At 49.2% G+C, this 17,811-nt stretch carries 23 protein-coding genes; 21 read left to right on the top strand and 2 right to left on the bottom strand.

The genetic code is table 11. The features are described from left to right. Positions 1 to 7 precede the first annotated feature (7 nt). Both PsAD13_RS13360 and flgF read right to left on the bottom strand, forming a co-directional pair. Positions 8 to 697: a hypothetical protein gene (locus tag PsAD13_RS13360; RefSeq protein ID WP_063318470.1), complete on the bottom strand. Its 690-nt coding sequence runs from the start codon at positions 695 to 697 to the stop codon at positions 8 to 10. Next, positions 697 to 1,422: a flagellar basal-body rod protein FlgF gene (gene flgF, locus PsAD13_RS13365; protein ID WP_063288327.1), complete on the bottom strand. Its 726-nt coding sequence runs from the start codon at positions 1,420 to 1,422 to the stop codon at positions 697 to 699. Before flgF ends, PsAD13_RS13360 begins: the two co-directional genes overlap by 1 nt. Positions 1,423 to 1,745: 323 nt before the next feature. On the opposite strand from flgF, the gene motA reads away from it, so the two are divergent. The 21 genes from motA (at position 1,746) to PsAD13_RS13470 (ending at position 17,807) form a co-directional block, all read left to right on the top strand. Then, the gene (gene motA, locus PsAD13_RS13370) at positions 1,746 to 2,633 is read left to right on the top strand and encodes a flagellar motor stator protein MotA (protein WP_063318519.1); all 888 of its coding nucleotides are present in this window, start codon (positions 1,746 to 1,748) and stop codon (positions 2,631 to 2,633) included. Continuing rightward, positions 2,633 to 3,598, top strand: a complete 966-nt coding sequence (locus tag PsAD13_RS13375; RefSeq protein WP_057466008.1) for a FliM/FliN family flagellar motor switch protein — start codon at positions 2,633 to 2,635, stop codon at positions 3,596 to 3,598. The genes motA and PsAD13_RS13375 overlap by 1 nt, the downstream gene beginning before the upstream one ends. Beyond that, positions 3,579 to 4,229 carry a hypothetical protein gene (locus PsAD13_RS13380; protein ID WP_063318471.1) on the top strand — a complete coding sequence of 217 codons (651 nt, stop codon included), beginning with the start codon at positions 3,579 to 3,581 and terminating at the stop codon, positions 4,227 to 4,229. Before PsAD13_RS13375 ends, PsAD13_RS13380 begins: the two co-directional genes overlap by 20 nt. A gap of 134 nt (positions 4,230 to 4,363) precedes the next feature. After that, positions 4,364 to 4,642: a flagellar motor switch protein FliN gene (gene fliN / locus PsAD13_RS13385; protein ID WP_244272523.1), complete on the top strand. Its 279-nt coding sequence runs from the start codon at positions 4,364 to 4,366 to the stop codon at positions 4,640 to 4,642. Between the two features lie 51 nt (positions 4,643 to 4,693). After that, positions 4,694 to 5,728: a flagellar motor switch protein FliG gene (locus tag PsAD13_RS13390; RefSeq protein ID WP_063318472.1), complete on the top strand. Its 1,035-nt coding sequence runs from the start codon at positions 4,694 to 4,696 to the stop codon at positions 5,726 to 5,728. Between the two features lie 55 nt (positions 5,729 to 5,783). Then, positions 5,784 to 6,845, top strand: coding sequence for a flagellar biosynthesis protein FlhB (gene flhB, locus PsAD13_RS13395; RefSeq protein ID WP_063318473.1), 1,062 nt, complete (start codon positions 5,784 to 5,786; stop codon positions 6,843 to 6,845). Between the two features lie 57 nt (positions 6,846 to 6,902). Then, positions 6,903 to 7,334, top strand: a complete 432-nt coding sequence (locus PsAD13_RS13400) for a hypothetical protein (RefSeq protein WP_063318520.1) — start codon at positions 6,903 to 6,905, stop codon at positions 7,332 to 7,334. A 164-nt stretch (positions 7,335 to 7,498) separates the two neighbouring features. After that, the gene (gene flgB / locus PsAD13_RS27340) at positions 7,499 to 7,879 is read left to right on the top strand and encodes a flagellar basal body rod protein FlgB (RefSeq protein ID WP_082830624.1); all 381 of its coding nucleotides are present in this window, start codon (positions 7,499 to 7,501) and stop codon (positions 7,877 to 7,879) included. Positions 7,880 to 7,887: 8 nt separating this feature from the next. Beyond that, entirely contained in the window at positions 7,888 to 8,304 is a 417-nt protein-coding gene (gene flgC / locus PsAD13_RS13410) for a flagellar basal body rod protein FlgC (RefSeq protein WP_193757797.1), read from the top strand. Beyond that, a complete protein-coding gene (locus PsAD13_RS13415; protein ID WP_057466014.1) occupies positions 8,304 to 8,660 on the top strand; it encodes a flagellar hook-basal body complex protein FliE in 357 nt (118 codons plus the stop codon). Before flgC ends, PsAD13_RS13415 begins: the two co-directional genes overlap by 1 nt. Before the next feature lie 23 nt (positions 8,661 to 8,683). Continuing rightward, positions 8,684 to 9,472 carry a flagellar basal-body rod protein FlgG gene (flgG, locus tag PsAD13_RS13420; RefSeq protein ID WP_063296411.1) on the top strand — a complete coding sequence of 263 codons (789 nt, stop codon included), beginning with the start codon at positions 8,684 to 8,686 and terminating at the stop codon, positions 9,470 to 9,472. Positions 9,473 to 9,481: 9 nt separating this feature from the next. Further along, the gene (gene flgA / locus PsAD13_RS13425; RefSeq protein ID WP_208986619.1) at positions 9,482 to 9,964 is read left to right on the top strand and encodes a flagellar basal body P-ring formation chaperone FlgA; all 483 of its coding nucleotides are present in this window, start codon (positions 9,482 to 9,484) and stop codon (positions 9,962 to 9,964) included. A gap of 4 nt (positions 9,965 to 9,968) precedes the next feature. Beyond that, entirely contained in the window at positions 9,969 to 11,093 is a 1,125-nt protein-coding gene (flgI, locus tag PsAD13_RS13430; RefSeq protein WP_063318474.1) for a flagellar basal body P-ring protein FlgI, read from the top strand. Positions 11,094 to 11,243: 150 nt separating this feature from the next. Further along, entirely contained in the window at positions 11,244 to 11,723 is a 480-nt protein-coding gene (locus PsAD13_RS13435; RefSeq protein ID WP_208980743.1) for an MgtE protein, read from the top strand. Next, the gene (gene flgH, locus PsAD13_RS13440) at positions 11,720 to 12,430 is read left to right on the top strand and encodes a flagellar basal body L-ring protein FlgH (protein WP_063318475.1); all 711 of its coding nucleotides are present in this window, start codon (positions 11,720 to 11,722) and stop codon (positions 12,428 to 12,430) included. Before PsAD13_RS13435 ends, flgH begins: the two co-directional genes overlap by 4 nt. A gap of 11 nt (positions 12,431 to 12,441) precedes the next feature. Beyond that, complete coding sequence (locus PsAD13_RS13445) at positions 12,442 to 12,951, top strand: flagellar basal body-associated FliL family protein (RefSeq protein WP_063318476.1); 510 nt, start codon at positions 12,442 to 12,444, stop codon at positions 12,949 to 12,951. After that, entirely contained in the window at positions 12,951 to 13,706 is a 756-nt protein-coding gene (fliP, locus tag PsAD13_RS13450) for a flagellar type III secretion system pore protein FliP (RefSeq protein ID WP_063318477.1), read from the top strand. Before PsAD13_RS13445 ends, fliP begins: the two co-directional genes overlap by 1 nt. Positions 13,707 to 13,896: 190 nt before the next feature. Beyond that, positions 13,897 to 14,826, top strand: a complete 930-nt coding sequence (locus tag PsAD13_RS13455; protein ID WP_063318478.1) for a flagellin — start codon at positions 13,897 to 13,899, stop codon at positions 14,824 to 14,826. A gap of 242 nt (positions 14,827 to 15,068) precedes the next feature. Beyond that, on the top strand, positions 15,069 to 15,359 hold the full coding sequence (locus PsAD13_RS13460; RefSeq protein WP_208986620.1) for a hypothetical protein: 291 nt from the start codon (positions 15,069 to 15,071) through the stop codon (positions 15,357 to 15,359). A 136-nt stretch (positions 15,360 to 15,495) separates the two neighbouring features. Next, positions 15,496 to 17,178 (top strand): flagellar basal-body MS-ring/collar protein FliF, encoded by a 1,683-nt coding sequence (gene fliF, locus PsAD13_RS13465; RefSeq protein WP_063318480.1) that lies wholly within the window; start codon positions 15,496 to 15,498, stop codon positions 17,176 to 17,178. Next, entirely contained in the window at positions 17,175 to 17,807 is a 633-nt protein-coding gene (locus PsAD13_RS13470; RefSeq protein WP_063318481.1) for a hypothetical protein, read from the top strand. The genes fliF and PsAD13_RS13470 overlap by 4 nt, the downstream gene beginning before the upstream one ends. Positions 17,808 to 17,811 lie beyond the last annotated feature (4 nt).

Genomic DNA, 17,811 nt, shown 5'->3' on the forward strand with positions numbered 1-17,811 from the left:
TGAAGTATTAGCTTTGTGCAATTGTATTGCGATGCCGCTCTTGTAGCTGCTTGAGTAAATCATCTGGCAGCAAGTTCCGAGCATCCTGTGACAGCTTATCAACTGTTGGAAGTGTTGATGTTTCCAAGTCAGAAGAAGTTTTTTCCTCGTTCTTCGAGCTACCAGCCAGAGCTTCAATCAGCTTGTCCTCATTTCCCATAGAAATGGCTCTGGCAGAAGCGATGTTGCCAAACAGCGGAGGGATTTCTTTGGACTGGACGGGCAGGATTGGCGTTCCCCTTTGCAGTGAGGACACCATATCTGAAGCAGGTGCAGGTACAGCTGGACTTGCCTGTATTTTTTTCTCAATGGTGCTGAGAGCTGTTACCTTGTCTGTGCTCGCGTTCTCCGCGTCGAGCACACCAGAAATCTTCATTTCCGCAAGGTTTCCAGCGACGAGACCTGCCATTCCCAGAGGGCCGGCAATCATCCCATACAGTGAGCTGCCTGCAACGCGAGAGCGAACAGAAGCCTCATCACCAGTAATCTCTCGATAGAGAGTATTTACACCAGGGATGTGCTGCAATGGATTGATGATATCAAGCAACTCACCCAAACTAAATGGTTTGGGTGATGAGGTCTTGGCATTATTGGAGGTGCTTCCGGCATGAGTATCTTCCGAAGTGCCAGAAATTGCTTGAACCGGATTAACAGCCATCAGCTCTCTCCAAGTTTTCGTATTGTCTGCTGTCGAATACTTTCCACACTCTGCATCATTGAATTTGTACTTTCAAACGCACGGGTAATGGTGATGAGCTTGGTGATCTCAGAGATTGGATTAATGTTCGAGCCTTCCACGAAGCCCTGGGCGAATCCATTCTCTGTAAAATCCTGAACTGGTTCTGCGAGCGCGTCAGGTATAACAGCAGAATTTCCTGCGCGGCTCAGCTTGGCATCCTGAGGAATGGAGAAAAGGCCGAGTACGCCAACCTGACGACCTTCCTGATAGATGGAGCCATCCTTAGCAATCTCTGGAGCTCCGCCAAGTGGGTCCAGGATAATTGGTGCATTACCGCTATCAAGAATTGGATTGCCTTCGATGCTCCTGAGGATTCCGTCAACGCCGATCTGAAAACGGCCATCTCGAGTATAAGCAACACCATTTCCGGTTTGAATACCTAGCCAGCCGTTGCCATCAATCGCAACATCAAGAGAATTACCAGTTTGTTTGATCGCGCCAGCCTGCGTCGAGATATAGTTCTCTCCAGTAGACGCAAAGGAAACTGGGTCTTTGCCAGGGCTCTTAACGAGACTATCGAATTTGACTTCTGTAGACCGATAGCCGGCAGTTTCCATGTTGGCTACATTTCGCGCAACTGTCTCAAGTCGGCGCTCAAGAGCCATTTGCCCGGAAAGGGAGACATAAAGAGAAGGGACGACCATAAATTTAGACTCCAAATCCGATCAGGCTACTATCGCTGATATTTCCTGCAGGTTTGCGGGGTCCACGGCCTTCTATGTCGTTCATAGTTGCGCCTCCCAATGGAGTGTCCATGCTCCAAGTCAGAAACGCATGTCGCGTTAATATACTGATCATAGCAAACCTATCTACACTCAAATGCTTCGAGAGAATGCTCTTTAGGGCTTGTCTGAAGCTGTACGGGTGTTTGTTCGGAATTCAGCGTCTTTACGCCAGCTTCGGACAAGTAAGTCTCGCTACCACAAAATAAGAAAAGTGCTTGTCCGGTAAGTGTGTGGAGCGCAAATTGAATATTCTAGTTGGCCTCGTGATCGTTATTGGATCCATAATTGGTGGTTATGTTGCAATGGGTGGCTATATGAAGGTGCTATGGCAACCTTTTGAGCTGCTGATTGTTGGGGGAGCTGCCTTCGGTACCTTCGTGGTAGCGAATACGTTTAAGACGATTAAGGATACCGGGCGCGGTATTCATGAAGCTTTGGTGAATGCAAAGCCAAAAAAGCGTGACCATCTGGATACGCTAAGTGTGCTCTACGGTCTTATGAGAACCCTTCGTGCGAAGGGGCGTAATGATGTTGAGCAGATCATTGATAATCCAGATGATTCTGAGTTGTTTCAGCGTTTCCCGCGGGTTCTCGCGAATATATCTCTGACAAGTTTTATCTGTGATTACTTTCGTCTCATTATCATCGGTAATGTTCGTCCTCATGAAATTGAAGCCTTGATGGATGAAGAGTTGCACACTCTTGGTCGGGAAGAGATGAGGCCGTATCAAGCGCTTAGTATTGTTGCGGAGACTTTGCCCGCTCTCGGTATTGTGGCTGCTGTGCTTGGTATCGTGAAGGCGATGGGGGCTATTGATCAGGAGCCGGAAATTCTTGGTAGTCTGATTGGTGCTGCGCTCGTTGGCACATTCCTTGGCATCTTCTTGTCTTACGGAATTGTCAGCCCGGTCGCAGTGAAGATTAAATCCATTCGTGAGCAGCGTTATCGTCTCTATATTGAGGTGAAACAGACATTGCTTGCGTTTATGAATGGTGCGGCGCCTCAGATTGCGTTGGAGCACGGTCGTAAAACCATCGGTGCAGACGATCGTCCTACAATTGATGAAGTTGAGGCGGAAACTATGAATGCTGGTCCGGTGGTGTCTGCTGCAGCTGGGAGTGAAGCCTGATGGAGCCTCAAGAGCTGGAAATGAGTGATGAGGTGATCAGCGCTCAGAATGCAAAGGTGGATTTGCCTTCTCGCTTGTTGGATGCTGCAGGCCTTGGTGTCGATCGTCTCCCAATGCTGCATGTGGTCTTTGACCGCATGGCGCGCCAGTACATCGATACACTTCGGCAGATGGCGGCAACTGCACCTTACTTGGCAGTGCAATCAGTTTCGAATGAGCGTATTGGTGATGCTCTTGAGCAATATGAGGATCGTGCAGTCGTTGCGGTTCTTCACGCTCAGGAGTGGGATGCGCGCATTTTGCTCGGGTTTGATCGAACCTTTATCTTTTCCATGGTTGAGGTTCTGCTTGGCGGTGATGGTGAAGAAGAAGCGTTTCTTGAAGATCGCGCTTTGACCAATGTTGAACAGCGACTTGCCTATAGAATGTTCCAGGAAGCGGCTACGGCGCTCGAAACGGCGTTTGAGGCGATTGCTGATACTTCGTTGAAGGTTGAGCGTCTCGAGAACCGTATGGAATTTGCGCAAACGGGCAGGAAGAGTAATCCGTGCGTGCTTGCCAAAATGACTGCTGAAATCATCGGCCGTGAAGGTGAGATCTTCATCATTATTCCTCAGTCGGTGCTGAATCCGCTGCGCGAAAACCTGACACAGGTGTTGTCTGGTGAGGTTGCCGGTCGTGATACCCGTTGGACTAAACAGTTCCAGCAGGAAGTTCAGCGTACCGAGGTCAAGCTTACGGCAATTCTTGAAGAGCAGCGCATGACTCTTGAAGAGGTTGCGCAGTTTGAGGTTGGTCTTGTTCTTGAGTTGAATGCTACTCCAAAAACGGCCGTTCAGCTCGAATGTAACAGTCAGCCATTGTTTAACTGTCGCCTGGGTCAGGTTGCAGGATCTTACACAGTACGCGTTGAAGAATTGATCGAGCAGGAAGGGGAACTTCTCGATGATATCTTATCTAATTGACGGATTTTTACTTTTTGCTCTTTTGGTTACGACGTGGCGCGTTGTGGTCATGTACCGACAGCTAAAGCGACTCTCCGGCTATCATGAAGAGTATCAAAGGATTTTTGATCAGACCTCGGAAGCAATGGACAACATTGGTTTGTCCTTGCAAGAAATCCGGGTTCGCGGTGAGGAGATCCTGAGTAATCTTGGGCAGCGGATTGATGAGGCTCGTGAAGCTACGGTCGATATCTCTGGTGTGATCCTTCAGGCGCAAACAGAAATGAAAGCGCTTCAGGAGCATATCGAGTGGTTGAGCAAGAAAAGCGATGAAGTCGGCATCAGTATGAATGATGCGCCGCCGAGGCCTGGTGGGGATCGCGGGCGACGTTCCGCTCGTGCTGCAAAGCCTGCTGCAACCAAGGCAAAGCAAAAGCCAGTTACGAGTGCTGCGTCCAATACCGCCGCGTTGTTGCTAGCTGGTGGGATGGGTAAGCCTGTACCGGCAGGTAACCAAGAAAATACTGCTGTATCTGCAATAGATAACCAGAATGTCAGAGTTAGAAAAGTTTCTTTCGGCCAGAGCGCCACATTCAGATCTGTAAATGTAAAGGACGACGAAAGTCCTGAGATGGAGAATGATCCGCAATGAGCAGCTCAAATGAAATGAGTGATGAAGCCCTCGCGTTGCAATGGGAAGCTGCTGCTTCTGAAGCCGAGATGGATATGGATATGGGTGCGCCTTCTGCTGCAGCCCAGCCAGCTGCTTCCGCGCCTGAAAAGGGTATGAGCGACGAGAACGTTGACCGTAATCTGGATGCAGTTCTAGGTATTCCGGTTGATATGCAGGTTGTTCTTGGATCTGCGACCATGCCAGTGGCCAGTTTGCTTAAGCTTGGTCGTGGCGCGGTTATACCTCTGGATCACCGCGTTGGTGAGCCTGTCGACATCGTCGTAAATGGCCGCACTGTAGCGCGTGGCGAAATCGTAGTTGTTGAAGACGATAACTCGCGGTTTGGTGTGTCGCTGACTGAGATTGTAGGCGCAAAAGGCAGCTACAACTAGCCGCACAAGAGCTGTGCTTGATTTTATATGTGTATCCGAGGCGCGTAGAGAATGAACAGTGTTGTTCCAGCTGAAATGGGAAGCGTCATTTCCAGAAAAAATGGCCATCAGAAGGCAGCAGCTTTGCTGTTGGCTATGGGAAGTGACAAGGCAACCCGTGTTCTGAAGCATTTCGATAATGACGAAATGCGGATGATCATTCGGGCAGCTGCAGATCTGGGCACGGTTCCTGCTAGTGAACTCGATCAGCTAATTGAAGAGTTCATCGAGCTTTTCTCAGGTGGTGTAAACCTGTTCGGTACAGCCGAAGGGGCCGAGAGTCTTCTGAAAGGTATTCTTCCAGAAGATCAGGTCGCCGAAATTATGTCGGACGTGATGGGCTACTCCAAGCGTTCGATCTGGGACAAGGTTTCACAAATCTCGGAGCATGTTCTTTCTACATATTTACAGAAAGAACATCCGCAAACTGCAGCGGTGATCTTGTCAAAGATCTCCGCAAGTGGTGCTGCGCGTGTGATTTCCCAGATCCCACGTAGAAAACGTAATCAGATCGTCCGTCGTATGTTGACGCTCAAGCCTATCGTCGAGGACGTTATGGAGGAAGTGCAGAAGACACTGCACGAAGACTTCATGGTGAACTTTGCAAGAACAGTGGGTACAGATTCCCACGTTCGTATGGCAGATATTCTCAACAAAATGGAACGTGATGATCTTGAAGATACGCTGGGGAATCTGCGCGAAGCTCTGCCAAAATCTGCAGAACAGCTCGATGCCTTGCTCTTCACCTTCGATGATATCCAGAACTTGGATCTGCGCACCAGAACGGCAATCTTTGATGATGTTACCAGTGAAGTTATCACTGCAGCTCTTAAAGGAACGAATCCGGAGTTCCGTCAGGCAATCCTTGCAAGTATGGCGTCGCGTGCCCGTAGGATCGTTGAGAATGATCTGGCTTCTGGAGAGCCTATGACACAGCGTGAAGTGATGGATGCGCGTCGGGCGATTACTGATCTTGCCCTTGAAAAGGCAAATTCGGGTGAGATCGACCTTGAGATCGGACGTGGCGGGGAAGAAGTCTACGTCTAACGCTTCCCTATGACTTTTTAAGTTTGTCAAACCATCTTGAGAAGCGGCAGGTTTCATGTCTGAAGACCAGGATCCCGACAGTAAAACCCAGGAACCCACGGAGAAGAAGGTTCGTGATGCCTTGGAGAAAGGGAATATCCCAGTCTCCAAGGAAGCGTCTGTGCTTGCCTCGATGCTTGCGCTTCTTCTTGTGCTTTCCTTCATCGCTGTCGATAAGGCGCAGAGCCTGGTGTATTTTCTGAAGTGGTTTTTGGATAATCCGGGTGAAATACAGTTTGTCAGTGCTGCGGAGCCTTTGCAGTTGATGTCTGCTGTGGCTTTTCAGCTTGTCTGGTTTCTTGGCCCTATCGTTTCTGTCTTGATTTTCTTTGGCTTGGCTTCCTCTTTCATGCAAAATACGCCACGTTTGGTGTTGGACCGAATTGAACCGAAGCTCAGCAAGATTTCCTTGAAAAAGGGACTGGGCAGGCTTTTTAGCGTCAATGGCGCCATGGAGTTTGTGAAGTCTCTCTTCAAACTGGTAACTGTGATCGTCGTTGCCGCGCTTGTATTGAAATCGCAGCAAGCGGTTGCGTTGACAGCGATGTACAGCGACCCAAGTCAAGTGCCTCAGCTTATTTTGTCTGTTGCAATGACTTTGCTTTCCGGTATCTGCGTCGCAACCATTTTCCTTGTTGGTTTTGATTTGGTTCTGGCGCGTTTCCAGTGGCGCAAGAACTTGCGTATGTCTCACCAGGAGCTGAAGGACGAATTTAAGCAGGCAGAGGGCGATCCGCTTATCAAGGCGCGCTTACGCTCTCTTGCTCGTGACAGGGCTCGCAAGCGCATGATGTCATCTGTTCAGGATGCGACTGTTGTTGTTGCGAACCCCACCCACTTTGCCATTGCGCTGTATTATGAGCGTGAGGGCGAACAAGCGCCGCGTGTTGTTGCAAAAGGGCAGGACCTGATTGCACTGAAAATCAAAGAACTGGCCTATATTCATGATGTTCCAGTTGTAGAAGATCGACAACTCGCGCGTTCACTTTATGCCGCCGTAGAGATAGATCAGAGTATTCCAGAGGAATATTATCGAGCGGTAGCAGAAATTATTTCATATGTTTATTTAAAGCGCTAAAGACTTTGTCGAAACGCGTTTCTGCCTTAAGAGGGTATTTTGTCTACAAAGACCGCATTGAAGAAAAACGACCTGCCTGCAAAATCTGAAGATGTTTTGCGCGAGGCATTGATTGCAAACGCTATGAAGCCCATCGCAGCCGAGTTACGGTTATGCGATCTGTCTTCTTTAGCTCGCCATATTCTCTCAAACGAAGCAGCCAATCTCACAGATTTGCTGGAATCTTCGTCGGAACTTTATTTTAGGCCCGACACACTCACCTATGCTGGTACGTCGTCAATCGATTTGAACTGGAATGGCGATGTTACAGTTTGCTTGCATATGAAGTTCGTAAATGACGGTGTGAGTGTCATGTTTCATTTGTTTTTGCTTGCATTAAACTCGGCAGTCGATGTCAAATTCATTGCATTTGAGCAGCCTTCTGAAGACCCGCAGGAAAATACAAAGAGGCTGGAAACTGCGCTCGCGAACGCATCTGTTAATTCTTAAGCAATATATTAATTATTTATTTACCTAAAATTTTAAGATAAAAAGATATACTTGACTAACCAAGTATATCTTTTTTGCTTTTTTCGGAAATATTGATTCCGCCAGCTACGGACAAGATTGCACTGCTATCCACTTTTAGCAGTTTTTGTAGCGGAGTGGATTTTTTGGAGCCCGTATATCTTTTTAGTTTGGTTTCGCGGCAAAATTCTTGGTTGTCAGTGCGGCAATCAACAATTTCCGAAAATATTGCGAACGTTGATACTCCTGGTTTTGCAAGTAAGGATGTCGAGCCTTTTAAGGACATTCTGGATAAAACCAGCATTCAGATGGCTGCTACCCAGTCAGGTCATATCAGCGAAGATGGAACGAATGCCCGTCGTGTGCGGGTGAATGACGGTGAGGCGTGGCAAGTTACCGTCTCAGATAATTCCGTTTCCCTAGAGCAAGAGTTGATTAAGTCAGGTGAGGTTGCTCGTCAGCACTCACTCAATACTCAGCTTGTTGGGTCCTTCTATGGCTTGATGAAGAGCAGCTTAGGAAGATAAAGATTATGATTGATCCACTTGTCGCTTCATTAAAGATTTCCTCCTCAGGTCTGAGAGTTCAGTCACAGCGTATGCGCGTTGTCTCTGAGAACTTGGCCAACGTTCAGTCGACAGGCGACACTCCTGGGGCAAATCCTTATCAGCGTAAAACGATTACCTTCAAAAGTGAGGTTGATCGCGCGCTTGGTGCCAATCTCGTTGAGGTTAAGGATATCGGTACGGATAAAGGTGATTACCGTATTGAATTTGATCCGTCGCATCCAGCGGCAGATGAGAATGGCAACGTAAAATATCCAAACGTAAACACTCTGATTGAGTTGGCGGACATGCGAGAAGCTTCGCGTTCTTATGAAGCTGGTCTGCAGATGATGGTCAAATCCAGAGAAATGATTACCCGTACAATCGATTTGTTGAGGAGTAGGTGATGGCGGATCTTTCGGCGTTGAGTTCAGTGTCGCGTGTTTCAACGTTTACCAGTGGGGTAAACGATGTTTCGTCTACTGCTCGTACTCGTCAGTACTTGGTAGGCGGAGCGCAGAATGCGCAGGCGACCCAAGAGGTTCAGGGCAGCTTTGCTGATACTATGGCTGATGTGGTTCGTGAAACTGCAGGCGATTTGAAAACGGCTGAAGCAACATCTGTTGCGGCAGTACGTGGTGAGGTTTCGGCTCAAAAAGTGGTCGAAGCTGTGATGAAGGCAGAACTTTCCTTGAAGAGCGCAGTAGCTGTGCGTGACAAGGTTGTTGAGGCCTATCAAGAATTCTCTCGTATGAGTATTTAATTGTTTGAAAAAAGGTTTTTCCTATGAAGGCTCTTGCTATCGCTGCGACGGGTATGTCTGCTCAGCAGAAAAATCTCGAAGTTATTTCCAATAACATCGCGAACATGAATACGACTGCCTTTAAGGCATCTCGCGCTGAGTTCTCCGATTTGCTTTATCAAACTGATCGTGCGGCTGGCGTGTCCAATCGTGGTGGTGCTGCACCTGTTCCTGAGGGAATTCAGCAAGGTCTTGGTGTGAAAACCGCAGCGGTTCGTAAGTTGCATTCTCAAGGTGCACTACAGCAAACCAATAACGCATTTGATCTGGCGATCGATGGTCAGGGTTGGTTTGAAATTATCGGCCCTGAAGGTGAAGCGCTCTTTACGCGGTCGGGTGCATTCAACGTGAACGGTGAGGGGGCTCTTGTAACTCTTGATGGTTATGAGGTTCAACCTGGTATCACTGTTCCGCTTGAGGCTGTTAAAGTTACTGTCAATGAAAGCGGCGAAGTGTTCGCTACTTATGCTGACGGAAACCCGGCTACGAGCATTGGTCAGCTGAACCTGACTAACTTTGTGAACGATGCCGGCCTAAAGGCGATTGGTGGCAACCTGTTCCGCGAAACAATAGCTTCTGGAGCACCTAATACTGGTATTGCCGGTGAGGGTGCGCTTGGTGTTATTCGTCAAGGGTATCTCGAAGGCGCTAACGTCGATCCTGTTAAAGAGATCACAAGCTTGATCAGCGCGCAGCGCGGATACGAGATGAACTCCAAAGTGATTCAGGCAGCTGATGACATGGCTGGAACTGTCTCCAAAGGCATTCGCTAGGGTGCGGTGATGAGTGCTTCCAAGCGCCTGCATAGCCTGGCATTGCTAGTGTGCTGCGTGCCGTTGTTTTTGACAGCGGCATCAGCGGCGGGTCGGCGCGAAGTTGTAAAGCTTCCAGTGCCGGCCATGATGATTTATCCGGGTGATAAGATCGAAGAAGGGATGCTTCGTGAGCACGGGTTCTTCAAGAAATCGGTTGCGCAGCTTTCGATTGTAGGTCGAATGCAAGATGTGGTTGGGCTGGAAGCGCGCCGTACCCTTTTTCCAGGAAAGCCAATTCCAAAAAATGCGGTTCAAGATCCAGTTGTTGTACAACGTGGCTCGTCTGTTCTGTTGGTTTTTAAAGAAGAGGGCTTGGAAATCCGCGCCATTGTTGAGGCGCTGGAGTCCGGGGCAATTGGTGCAAATATCAGGGCTAAGAACCCTGATACAGGTTTAAGTGTTTTAGGCAAAGTGCAAGAAAACGGATCTTTGCTGGCTGAAGGGGAATAATACCGTGCGTTCTGTAAGCCGTTCTCTGGGGGCAATATATCTTGCTTTTCTTGCTTTGTTTTTATCGTTTGACAGTGCCTCCGCACTTGTCCGTATCAAGGATATAACTGATCTGCGCGGAATGCGCTCTAACCAGCTTGTCGGTTATGGTATTGTGATTGGTCTGAATGGATCAGGCGATACCATGAGGAATTCTCCGTTCACTGAACAGTCCTTGCAATCCATGCTTGAGCGCATGGGAGTGAACGTTCGAGAGTCTAACTTAAGATCAAGAAACGTAGCGGCAGTTGTTGTGACTGCCGAGTTGCCTCCCTTCATTGGGAATGGCGCCCGTATTGATGTTTCTGTCGGGTCACTCGGCGATGCCGCATCGTTACAGGGCGGAACGCTTCTTGTGACGCCATTGATGGGGGCTGATGGCAACGTCTATGCGGTTGCTCAGGGTTCTGTTTCTGTATCTGGCTTCGCGGCTGCAGGTGATGCTGGTAGTTTGACACAAGGTGTTCCAACCGCCGGAAGTGTGTCGAATGGCGCATTAATAGAAAAAACACTGCCTGATTATTTCTCTTCGCTACCACAGCTGGTGCTGGAACTTAAAAATCCAGACTTTAAGACCGCTGTACGAGTGACGGATGCAATCAACGCATTTTCACTGAACCGCTATGGTTTGAAGCTTGCGAGTGAGCTTGATTATAGATCCGTTCAGGTTCAACGCCCTGCAGGTATCAGCTCAGTCCGTTTCATTTCTCAGATCGAAGGCCTGATGGTTCAGCCAGACACGCCAGCACGAGTGGTTGTGGATGAGCGTACTGGTACCGTCGTAATCGGTCAGAATGTGCGGATTTCAACGGTTGCTGTGACGCACGGCAATCTGACGGTTCGTGTTTCTGAGCGGCCTGAAGTCTCACAGCCATCACCGTTCGCACAACAAGGCGAAACGACTGTTGTACCGCGCACGGATATTGATGTGGTTCAGGAAGATGGTCAGTTGCAGTTGATTGGTGGAACTGATTTGCAAACTCTGGTCAGAGGATTGAACCGTATTGGTCTGAAGCCAAGTGGAATCATTGCAATCCTTCAGGCGATTAAGCAGGCAGGGGCTCTCCAGGCAACTCTCGTGGTCAAATAAGACTGCACGGCAATTGGATAAGCCACGGGCAAGCTTGTGGCTTCACTGTACCGCTAAACCTATTGGAACTGAGTTGTAATGCCTCTCTTAAAGCTCTCTAAGAAGAAATTCTTTCCCCTTAAGTGTGCAGCGGTATCTCTCGGTTTGTGCATGTCGCTTGTAAGCGCAAGTGCCCAAACGAACGAGGCCGAGACAGAAGAACTGAGTGCCGCAATTGAGCAAGCCAAGAACTACTGCGAAGCGATTGCTGATCAGGCAAAAGACGCTCGGATTGCTTGGCAAATGCGTGCTCTGTTTGATGTTGAGCATCAGATGAAAGCCAAGATTACGGAACTCGACGCCAAGATTGCTGAGTTGCGCATGTGGGTGAAACGTCGTGATGAAATCCTGCAGAGAGCGGAAGGGCATGTCGTTAACATCTATGCCAACATGCGTCCGGATGCAGCGGCGCTGCAGTTAACGTCTCTGGATGATGAAACAGCAGTTTCAATTCTTCTCCAGATGAAGGCGCGGAAAGCCAGTTCGGTGCTTGCTGAGTTGGCCTCGGAGCGCGCAGCGTATCTTACTGATCTGATGGCAGAACTTACAGCTCGAAAGGCCGCCAAGCAAAGTATGGGAGTTTCACAGTGAAGCGCACTTTGGTATGCATTCTCGCCGCAATTACGCTCACTGGCTGTAATGCTATGAAAAACGTAGGCAAGGAGCCGCATCTGACCCCGCTGGGGCAGGGGCTTCAGCCAAATGTTGCAAACCTGCCGGCAACTCCAGCGAAAAGTGGCGGCCGTTCAAGTCGCGCTTATCACGGGCTTTGGGCCGACGGTGAGCAGGATTTCTTCCGCGATCCACGTGCAAAGCAAATTGGCGATGTTCTTACTGTTGCGATCAAAATCAACGATAAGGCCAAGCTGGACAATTCCAGCGAGAGAAAGCGCGACTCCTCCCGATCTACCGGTTTGAAGGGGGCATTCTCCTGGGCAGGTGTTGATTCAGGAGAAGCCGACGCAAGCATTTCAGGGACAGGCGCGACCAGCAGCAAAGGTGAGGGCGCAATCGACCGCAGTGAAGAGATCAAACTTTCCATCGCAGCAGTCGTGACCAAAGTACTTGCCAACGGCAACCTGATCATTTCCGGGCAACAGGAAGTCAGAGTGAACTATGAGGTTCGCGTCCTGTCAGTTGCTGGCATCGTGCGTCCTGAAGACATCACAGGTCGAAATACCATTGAGTATGACAAGATCGCTGAAGCGCGTGTTTCCTACGGCGGCCGTGGCCGCGTGACGGAAGTGCAGCAGCCAAGCGTTGGTCAGCAAATCATTGATATCATTAGCCCGCTCTAAAGGAGGCTTCTATGGCTCTTAAACCACAGTTGCCAAAGTCACAGTTGCCAGCCTCCGAGAATTCTTGGATGGGCGTCGCAGTCGCGGCCATTGTCGTGACTGCCGTTGCAAGTGCTGGTGGAATGGGGATCGGCTCTACGCTGGTCGATCAGGTGCACGGTAAATATTTGGAAGAGCAAAAAGCTAACAGCGGCGCTCTGATCAATCCGGAATATACAGAAAGCAGTCAGATTGTCTCATTGAAGCCAATCGTGACCAACCTGTTGTCTTCCTCTAAGAACTGGATTCGTATTGAAGCCTCAGTTGTTTTGATGCAGCGCGGTATAGAAGAGCAAGATCACTCCTTGCTGGTCAAGCAGGTTGAGCAGGATCTGTTGCTCTACGCCCGGACCCTGGGGCCGCGGCAGCTCGAAGGCACTCGTGGTTTGCTGCGTTTGCGTGATGATCTCAATGAACGCGCGAAGATGCGTGGTGGCAAATTTGTCAGGGAACTCGTCCTTGAATCTGTGGTGATTCAGTAATGCGTTATTTTGCGTTTCTTACGAGTTTTTTGAGTTTATTTGCGTTGTTTTGGGTCGTTCCGGCCTCGGCTCAGGATATTAACCTGAGTGATCTGCTTCCAGCAGGGCAGGCGTCTGCAAGTGGCCGGATTATCCAATACGTCATGATCCTGACGGTGCTCTCGTTAGCGCCAGGGATCCTGATTATGGTAACAAGCTTTACGCGCTTCGTTGTTGCTTTGTCATTCTTGCGTTCCGGTATCGGTCTTCAAACAACACCAGCGAACATTATCCTCATTTCCCTCGCATTGTTTATGACCTTCTACGTCATGGCGCCAACGTTCGATACGGCGTGGAAAAATGGCCTGCAGCCGCTGATCAAAGAGCAAATCACAGAAGAAGTCGCCTACGAGGAAATGACAAAGCCGTTCCGGAGGTTCATGTTGGACAACGTCCGCGAAAAAGATCTGGTCCTCTTCGACGATCTGGCAGTGAGTGCATTCAACTACGAAAAAGATGCTCCCATCGAAGAACTCGACCTCCGCGTTCTCATTCCGGCCTTTATGATTTCAGAATTACGACGCGGCTTCGAAATTGGCTTCCTCATCGCTTTGCCCTTCGTTGTTATCGACTTGATCGTTGCTACCTTAACAATGTCCATGGGCATGATGATGCTCCCCCCAACAGTAATCTCACTCCCCTTCAAGGTGCTGTTCTTCGTCTTGATTGATGGGTGGTACTTGTTAACGGGCGGTTTGATAAGGTCGTTTACTTAAACTTAACCATGAAAGCCCCGTTTCGGGGTTTTTTTCTTGCCTAAGTCGATGAGTCAGTCTGGCGTAAGCTTTGTGAGACATGCTTAAGTTCTGTTACAGGCTTTGACCTTCAAAGTGCATGATGCAATTCTGTAACTCCGGGAATTTAATCCGGAATGTCCCAATTCTTCAAATTTAAGGGACAAAAATTATGTCTTCTCTTTTGACAAACTCCTCCGCAATGGTTGCTCTTTCTACTTTGCGCAACATTAACGATGATCTCGCTACTACACAGAGCCGCATTTCTACTGGTATGCGTGTGGCTGATGCGTCTGATAACGCTGCGTATTGGTCCATTGCAACGACAATGAAATCTGATAACGATGCTCTGTCTGCTGTTCAGGATTCCTTGGGTCTAGGCGCTGCGACTGTTGATGTGGCGTTCACTGCGATGGATCAGGCTGTTGATGTAGTTAGTGAAATTAAGGCAAAGCTCGTTGCTGCTACTGCTCCAGGTGTTGATCGCGCAAAAATCCAGTCAGATATTACTGAGCTCCAGAGCCAGCTGACTACGATTGCTGAGTCAGCAACCTTTAATGGTGAGAACTGGTTGGCAGAAGATTCAACTGCAGCGGGCTTTAACACTGACAAAACTGTTGTTGGTGGGTTTACTCGTGATGCTCTTGGGAATGCTGCCATCCAGAATATCACTATCGATACTTCTGGCGTTTTCTTGGTTGATGGTGGTGCTGATACAGGTCTGCTTGATAAAGCGCTTGCTGGTGTTGGTGGTGTTATTGGTGGTGCGAACATGCTCGACTTCACTATCACTGCGGTAACTGACTCAGCGGCTGACCTCGCGTTGCTGTCTGGTTTGATTACCGGTGTTGATGGTGTACTCACTGAAATGACCGATGCAGCGACCGATCTTGGTTCTGCAAAATCTCGCATCGACATGCAGACTGAGTTTGTTAAGAATCTGTCTGATGCTGTTACACGTGGTGTTGGTCAGCTGGTTGATGCGGACATGAATGCTGAGTCCACTCGTCTGCAGGCTCTTCAGACCCAGCAGCAGCTTGGTATTCAAGCTCTGTCTATTGCAAACTCCGGGTCCCAGAGTATCCTCAGCCTGTTCCGTTAAGTCGGAAAACTCTGAGAACCTTAGAAGTTTTAAGGCCCCGGGTTATCCCCGGGGCCTTTGTTTTTGGTTATGATAAAATTTTAGATAAAATTGTTACAAGTCAGGTTAGCGCAAGTTCGATAAAATATACCAGTATTTGAGATAAGCTTTCTTAAGCTTTATCTCGTGTTGGGTTGTTTTGAGTTGTGCGGTGCTTGATGTTAAGTAATCAATTGAATATCTCTAGGTTGGGTGATCAGGAGGTGGGTCAAGTCGACCTTTCTGTGCTCACATCTGAGCAAAAACTTGAGGGTCTAACGTTTGCATTGCGGGGCAATGAGCGCTTCTGGAGTTCTGTTGTTGCGCTGGCGCGAGATGTGCTTTTTGAGCAAGAAGGGCAGCTTCGTCAAATCGAGTGCGGTGCAAATACGATTGTAGCAATCAATGCGACGGCTGATCGGGTGAGTAAGCGTTTGAAAGGGCAGAGTTGTGGCTTGACTGTGAATGGTCTGCCTAGCATCCAGCGCATCACCCGCGCAGATGCATATACTTGATACGCTTGGTTTTCTCTAAAAATAGCTTGTATTGCCTCGGAGAAACCGTGGATTTTCGCCCAATGTAAATCCTGATCACGTTCGCGCAAGGTTGAAAAGCGAAGGTAGCGCCATTGATACACCTGCAGAGGTCGCAATGGCAGCTCGTGAAAACGCCGAAAAAATCTATGGTAATCTGGCCGAGTTAGGTGCAAAGCGCCTGATGGTGCTCGCTTTTATTGGGTTATTTACGTTTGTTGCGATTGGCGCAGCAGCATATCTCTTGTCCCGTCCGGAACAGGAAATTCTCTACGCTAATCTGGAGAGGGACGATGTCACTCAAATCGGCATGGCATTGCAGGCCAGTGGCGTTCCGTTTGATGTAAATGCGGACGGTACATCGATTTCCGTTGTGGTCGGTGCGACTGCTCGTGCTCGTATGTTACTGGCGGAAAAGGGTCTGCCACGTGGGTCGGGTGCAGGTTATGAACTCTTTGATGAAATGGGTTCCCTGGGGCTGACGTCCTTCATGCAGAGCGTGACCAAAGTCCGTGCGCTTGAAGGTGAAGTTGCTCGCTCAATCCAAAGTATGCAGGGTGTTAAAGCTGCTCGCGTGCATTTGGTTCTTCCTGAAAAGGCAACTTTCCGTCGTGAGAATCAAAAACCAACAGCCTCCGTCCTTATTCGGACCGAAGGTGTTCAGACAAACTCGGTTGCGCAATCTATCCGTTATCTTGTTGCGGCTGCCGTTCCGGGGCTTACTGCTGAAGCGGTGACAGTTCTTGATACCGAGGGGCAGCTTCTTGCCGCGGGTGAAGATGCGCAAAGCGCGTCCACTGGTCGTAAAGCGATGTTGGAAGCTGACTTAGCTTCGCGCAAGGAAAATGCCATCCGCCAGGCGTTGGCACCTTATCTCGGTGTAAATAACTTTGAAGTCAGCGTTTCTGCCTCTGTGAATACAGACAATCAACGTGTCTCTGAAACCTCTTATGATCCTGAGACACGTGTTGAGAGGTCTTTCCGCGTTGTGCGCGAAAATGGGAGCGCTCAGAATGCGAGTCTGGAAAATCCAACCACTGTTGAACAAAATCTTCCTGAGGAAGCTGTGTCATCGCAATCAGGTGAGCGTTCTTCTGAGGAGAATGAGCGCCGTGAAGAGTTGACGAACTACGAAATTTCCTCTCGTACCGTTGAAACCATTTTTGATGATTATCGCATTGATCGCATGAGTATCGCTGTGCTTGTGAATCGTGATCGCCTTGTTGAAGAATTAGCGCGTCGTGTCGAGGGGCAAAAAGGCGATGCTGTTGTTGATGGCGCTGAAGCGGATTTGACCGAAAAGGTCGAGGAGATCGAAGAAATTATCGCAACAGCAGCTGGTGTTGATGTCGCGCGGGGCGATAAAGTGTCTGTTTCCGCCGTGAACTTTGTTCTCGCTGGTGAGCAGCTTGCCGCTATCCCTGAACGGACCTGGCAGGACGTGTTGATACGCAATATGGGGTCAGTGGTCAACGCTGGCGCAATTCTTATTGTTACGCTGATGATTATCTGGTTCGGTCTGCGCCCAGCTGTCGCCTTCCTTATTCCTAAATCTGAAGAGGTTGAAGAAGGTTTGCCAGTTGGTGCTAACTCCAACGCTGTTCGTGATGGTGAGATTGAAGGCGAAGATGGTCAGTTGCCAGATTACACAAACGGGGACGGCATGTCTGGTGAAGGCGTTGATGCGACCGTTGTGAACCGTGATAATCTTCGCAAGCTTGAGCGTGCTGTCGAGATGGATGACATGCAGGCTGCAATTATCCTGAAGCAGTGGATGTATGATCAGGAGCGTGCTGGATGACACGCGGCATCAACGACTATCTAGCAGACTTTACGACAGATATAGGCGTTACCACCAAAGACCTTCAGGATATGCAGGAAGTGATCTCCATGCTTCCGAAGGGGTATGGCGAAGGTGGGGACTGGGTTAACCGTGTCTTCGAGGCTTATGAAAATGGGTTCTCAGAAGGGGAAGAGGCTGCCAAGTCGGGTGCAGATGAGCGCGTCAAGAAGATGCGTGATGAATTAGACGTAGAGCTGATCGAGCGAGAAAAAGCATTCAAAGAGGGGGAGGGCGAGAAGTTAAAGGAAGCTTTTCAGCAGTCTCTCGTCGAAATTGAAGACAGGCTGTCTAAGTCAGTCTCCGAAATTCTGGTTCCGTTTATCGAAGAGAGCGCACGGGATCGTGCTGTGACCTCATTGGTGCAGGTCGTACGTCGACAACTCTCTGAAACGCCTGAAGTCGTGCTTGAGGTAACTGGGCCCGAACATTTATTTGATTTGTTCGGCAAAAAAACTGGCGAACTTTCAAACACAATTAAATTTTCTGAAAACTCCAGCACTGATCTTGTGGTGAAGGTGTCTGACATGGCGCTTTCCACCGGCCTATCGGAATGGTGCGAGGAGCTTCGCAGTACGCTGGGAGAGTAGTAGC

This window comes from Pseudovibrio sp. Ad13, from assembly GCF_001623225.1.
In the GTDB taxonomy this organism is placed as follows: domain Bacteria; phylum Pseudomonadota; class Alphaproteobacteria; order Rhizobiales; family Stappiaceae; genus Pseudovibrio.

Bases quoted from the DNA above. Each gene is read 5' to 3' on its own strand.
- PsAD13_RS13435 (WP_208980743.1), top strand. From the start codon at position 11,244: ATGTCGCTTGTAAGCGCAAGTGCCCAAACGAACGAGGCCGAGACAGAA.
- PsAD13_RS13455 (WP_063318478.1), top strand. From the start codon at position 13,897: ATGTCTTCTCTTTTGACAAACTCCTCCGCAATGGTTGCTCTTTCTACT.
- flgA (WP_208986619.1), top strand. From the start codon at position 9,482: ATGAGTGCTTCCAAGCGCCTGCATAGCCTGGCATTGCTAGTGTGCTGC.
- PsAD13_RS13415 (WP_057466014.1), top strand. From the start codon at position 8,304: ATGGCGGATCTTTCGGCGTTGAGTTCAGTGTCGCGTGTTTCAACGTTT.
- flhB (WP_063318473.1), top strand. From the start codon at position 5,784: ATGTCTGAAGACCAGGATCCCGACAGTAAAACCCAGGAACCCACGGAG.
- flgG (WP_063296411.1), top strand. From the start codon at position 8,684: ATGAAGGCTCTTGCTATCGCTGCGACGGGTATGTCTGCTCAGCAGAAA.
- fliN (WP_244272523.1), top strand. From the start codon at position 4,364: ATGAGCGACGAGAACGTTGACCGTAATCTGGATGCAGTTCTAGGTATT.
- fliP (WP_063318477.1), top strand. From the start codon at position 12,951: ATGCGTTATTTTGCGTTTCTTACGAGTTTTTTGAGTTTATTTGCGTTG.
- PsAD13_RS13390 (WP_063318472.1), top strand. From the start codon at position 4,694: ATGAACAGTGTTGTTCCAGCTGAAATGGGAAGCGTCATTTCCAGAAAA.
- PsAD13_RS13445 (WP_063318476.1), top strand. From the start codon at position 12,442: ATGGCTCTTAAACCACAGTTGCCAAAGTCACAGTTGCCAGCCTCCGAG.
- PsAD13_RS13375 (WP_057466008.1), top strand. From the start codon at position 2,633: ATGGAGCCTCAAGAGCTGGAAATGAGTGATGAGGTGATCAGCGCTCAG.
- PsAD13_RS13360 (WP_063318470.1), bottom strand. From the start codon at position 697: ATGGCTGTTAATCCGGTTCAAGCAATTTCTGGCACTTCGGAAGATACT.
- flgF (WP_063288327.1), bottom strand. From the start codon at position 1,422: ATGGTCGTCCCTTCTCTTTATGTCTCCCTTTCCGGGCAAATGGCTCTT.
- fliF (WP_063318480.1), top strand. From the start codon at position 15,496: ATGGCAGCTCGTGAAAACGCCGAAAAAATCTATGGTAATCTGGCCGAG.
- PsAD13_RS13470 (WP_063318481.1), top strand. From the start codon at position 17,175: ATGACACGCGGCATCAACGACTATCTAGCAGACTTTACGACAGATATA.
- PsAD13_RS13380 (WP_063318471.1), top strand. From the start codon at position 3,579: ATGATATCTTATCTAATTGACGGATTTTTACTTTTTGCTCTTTTGGTT.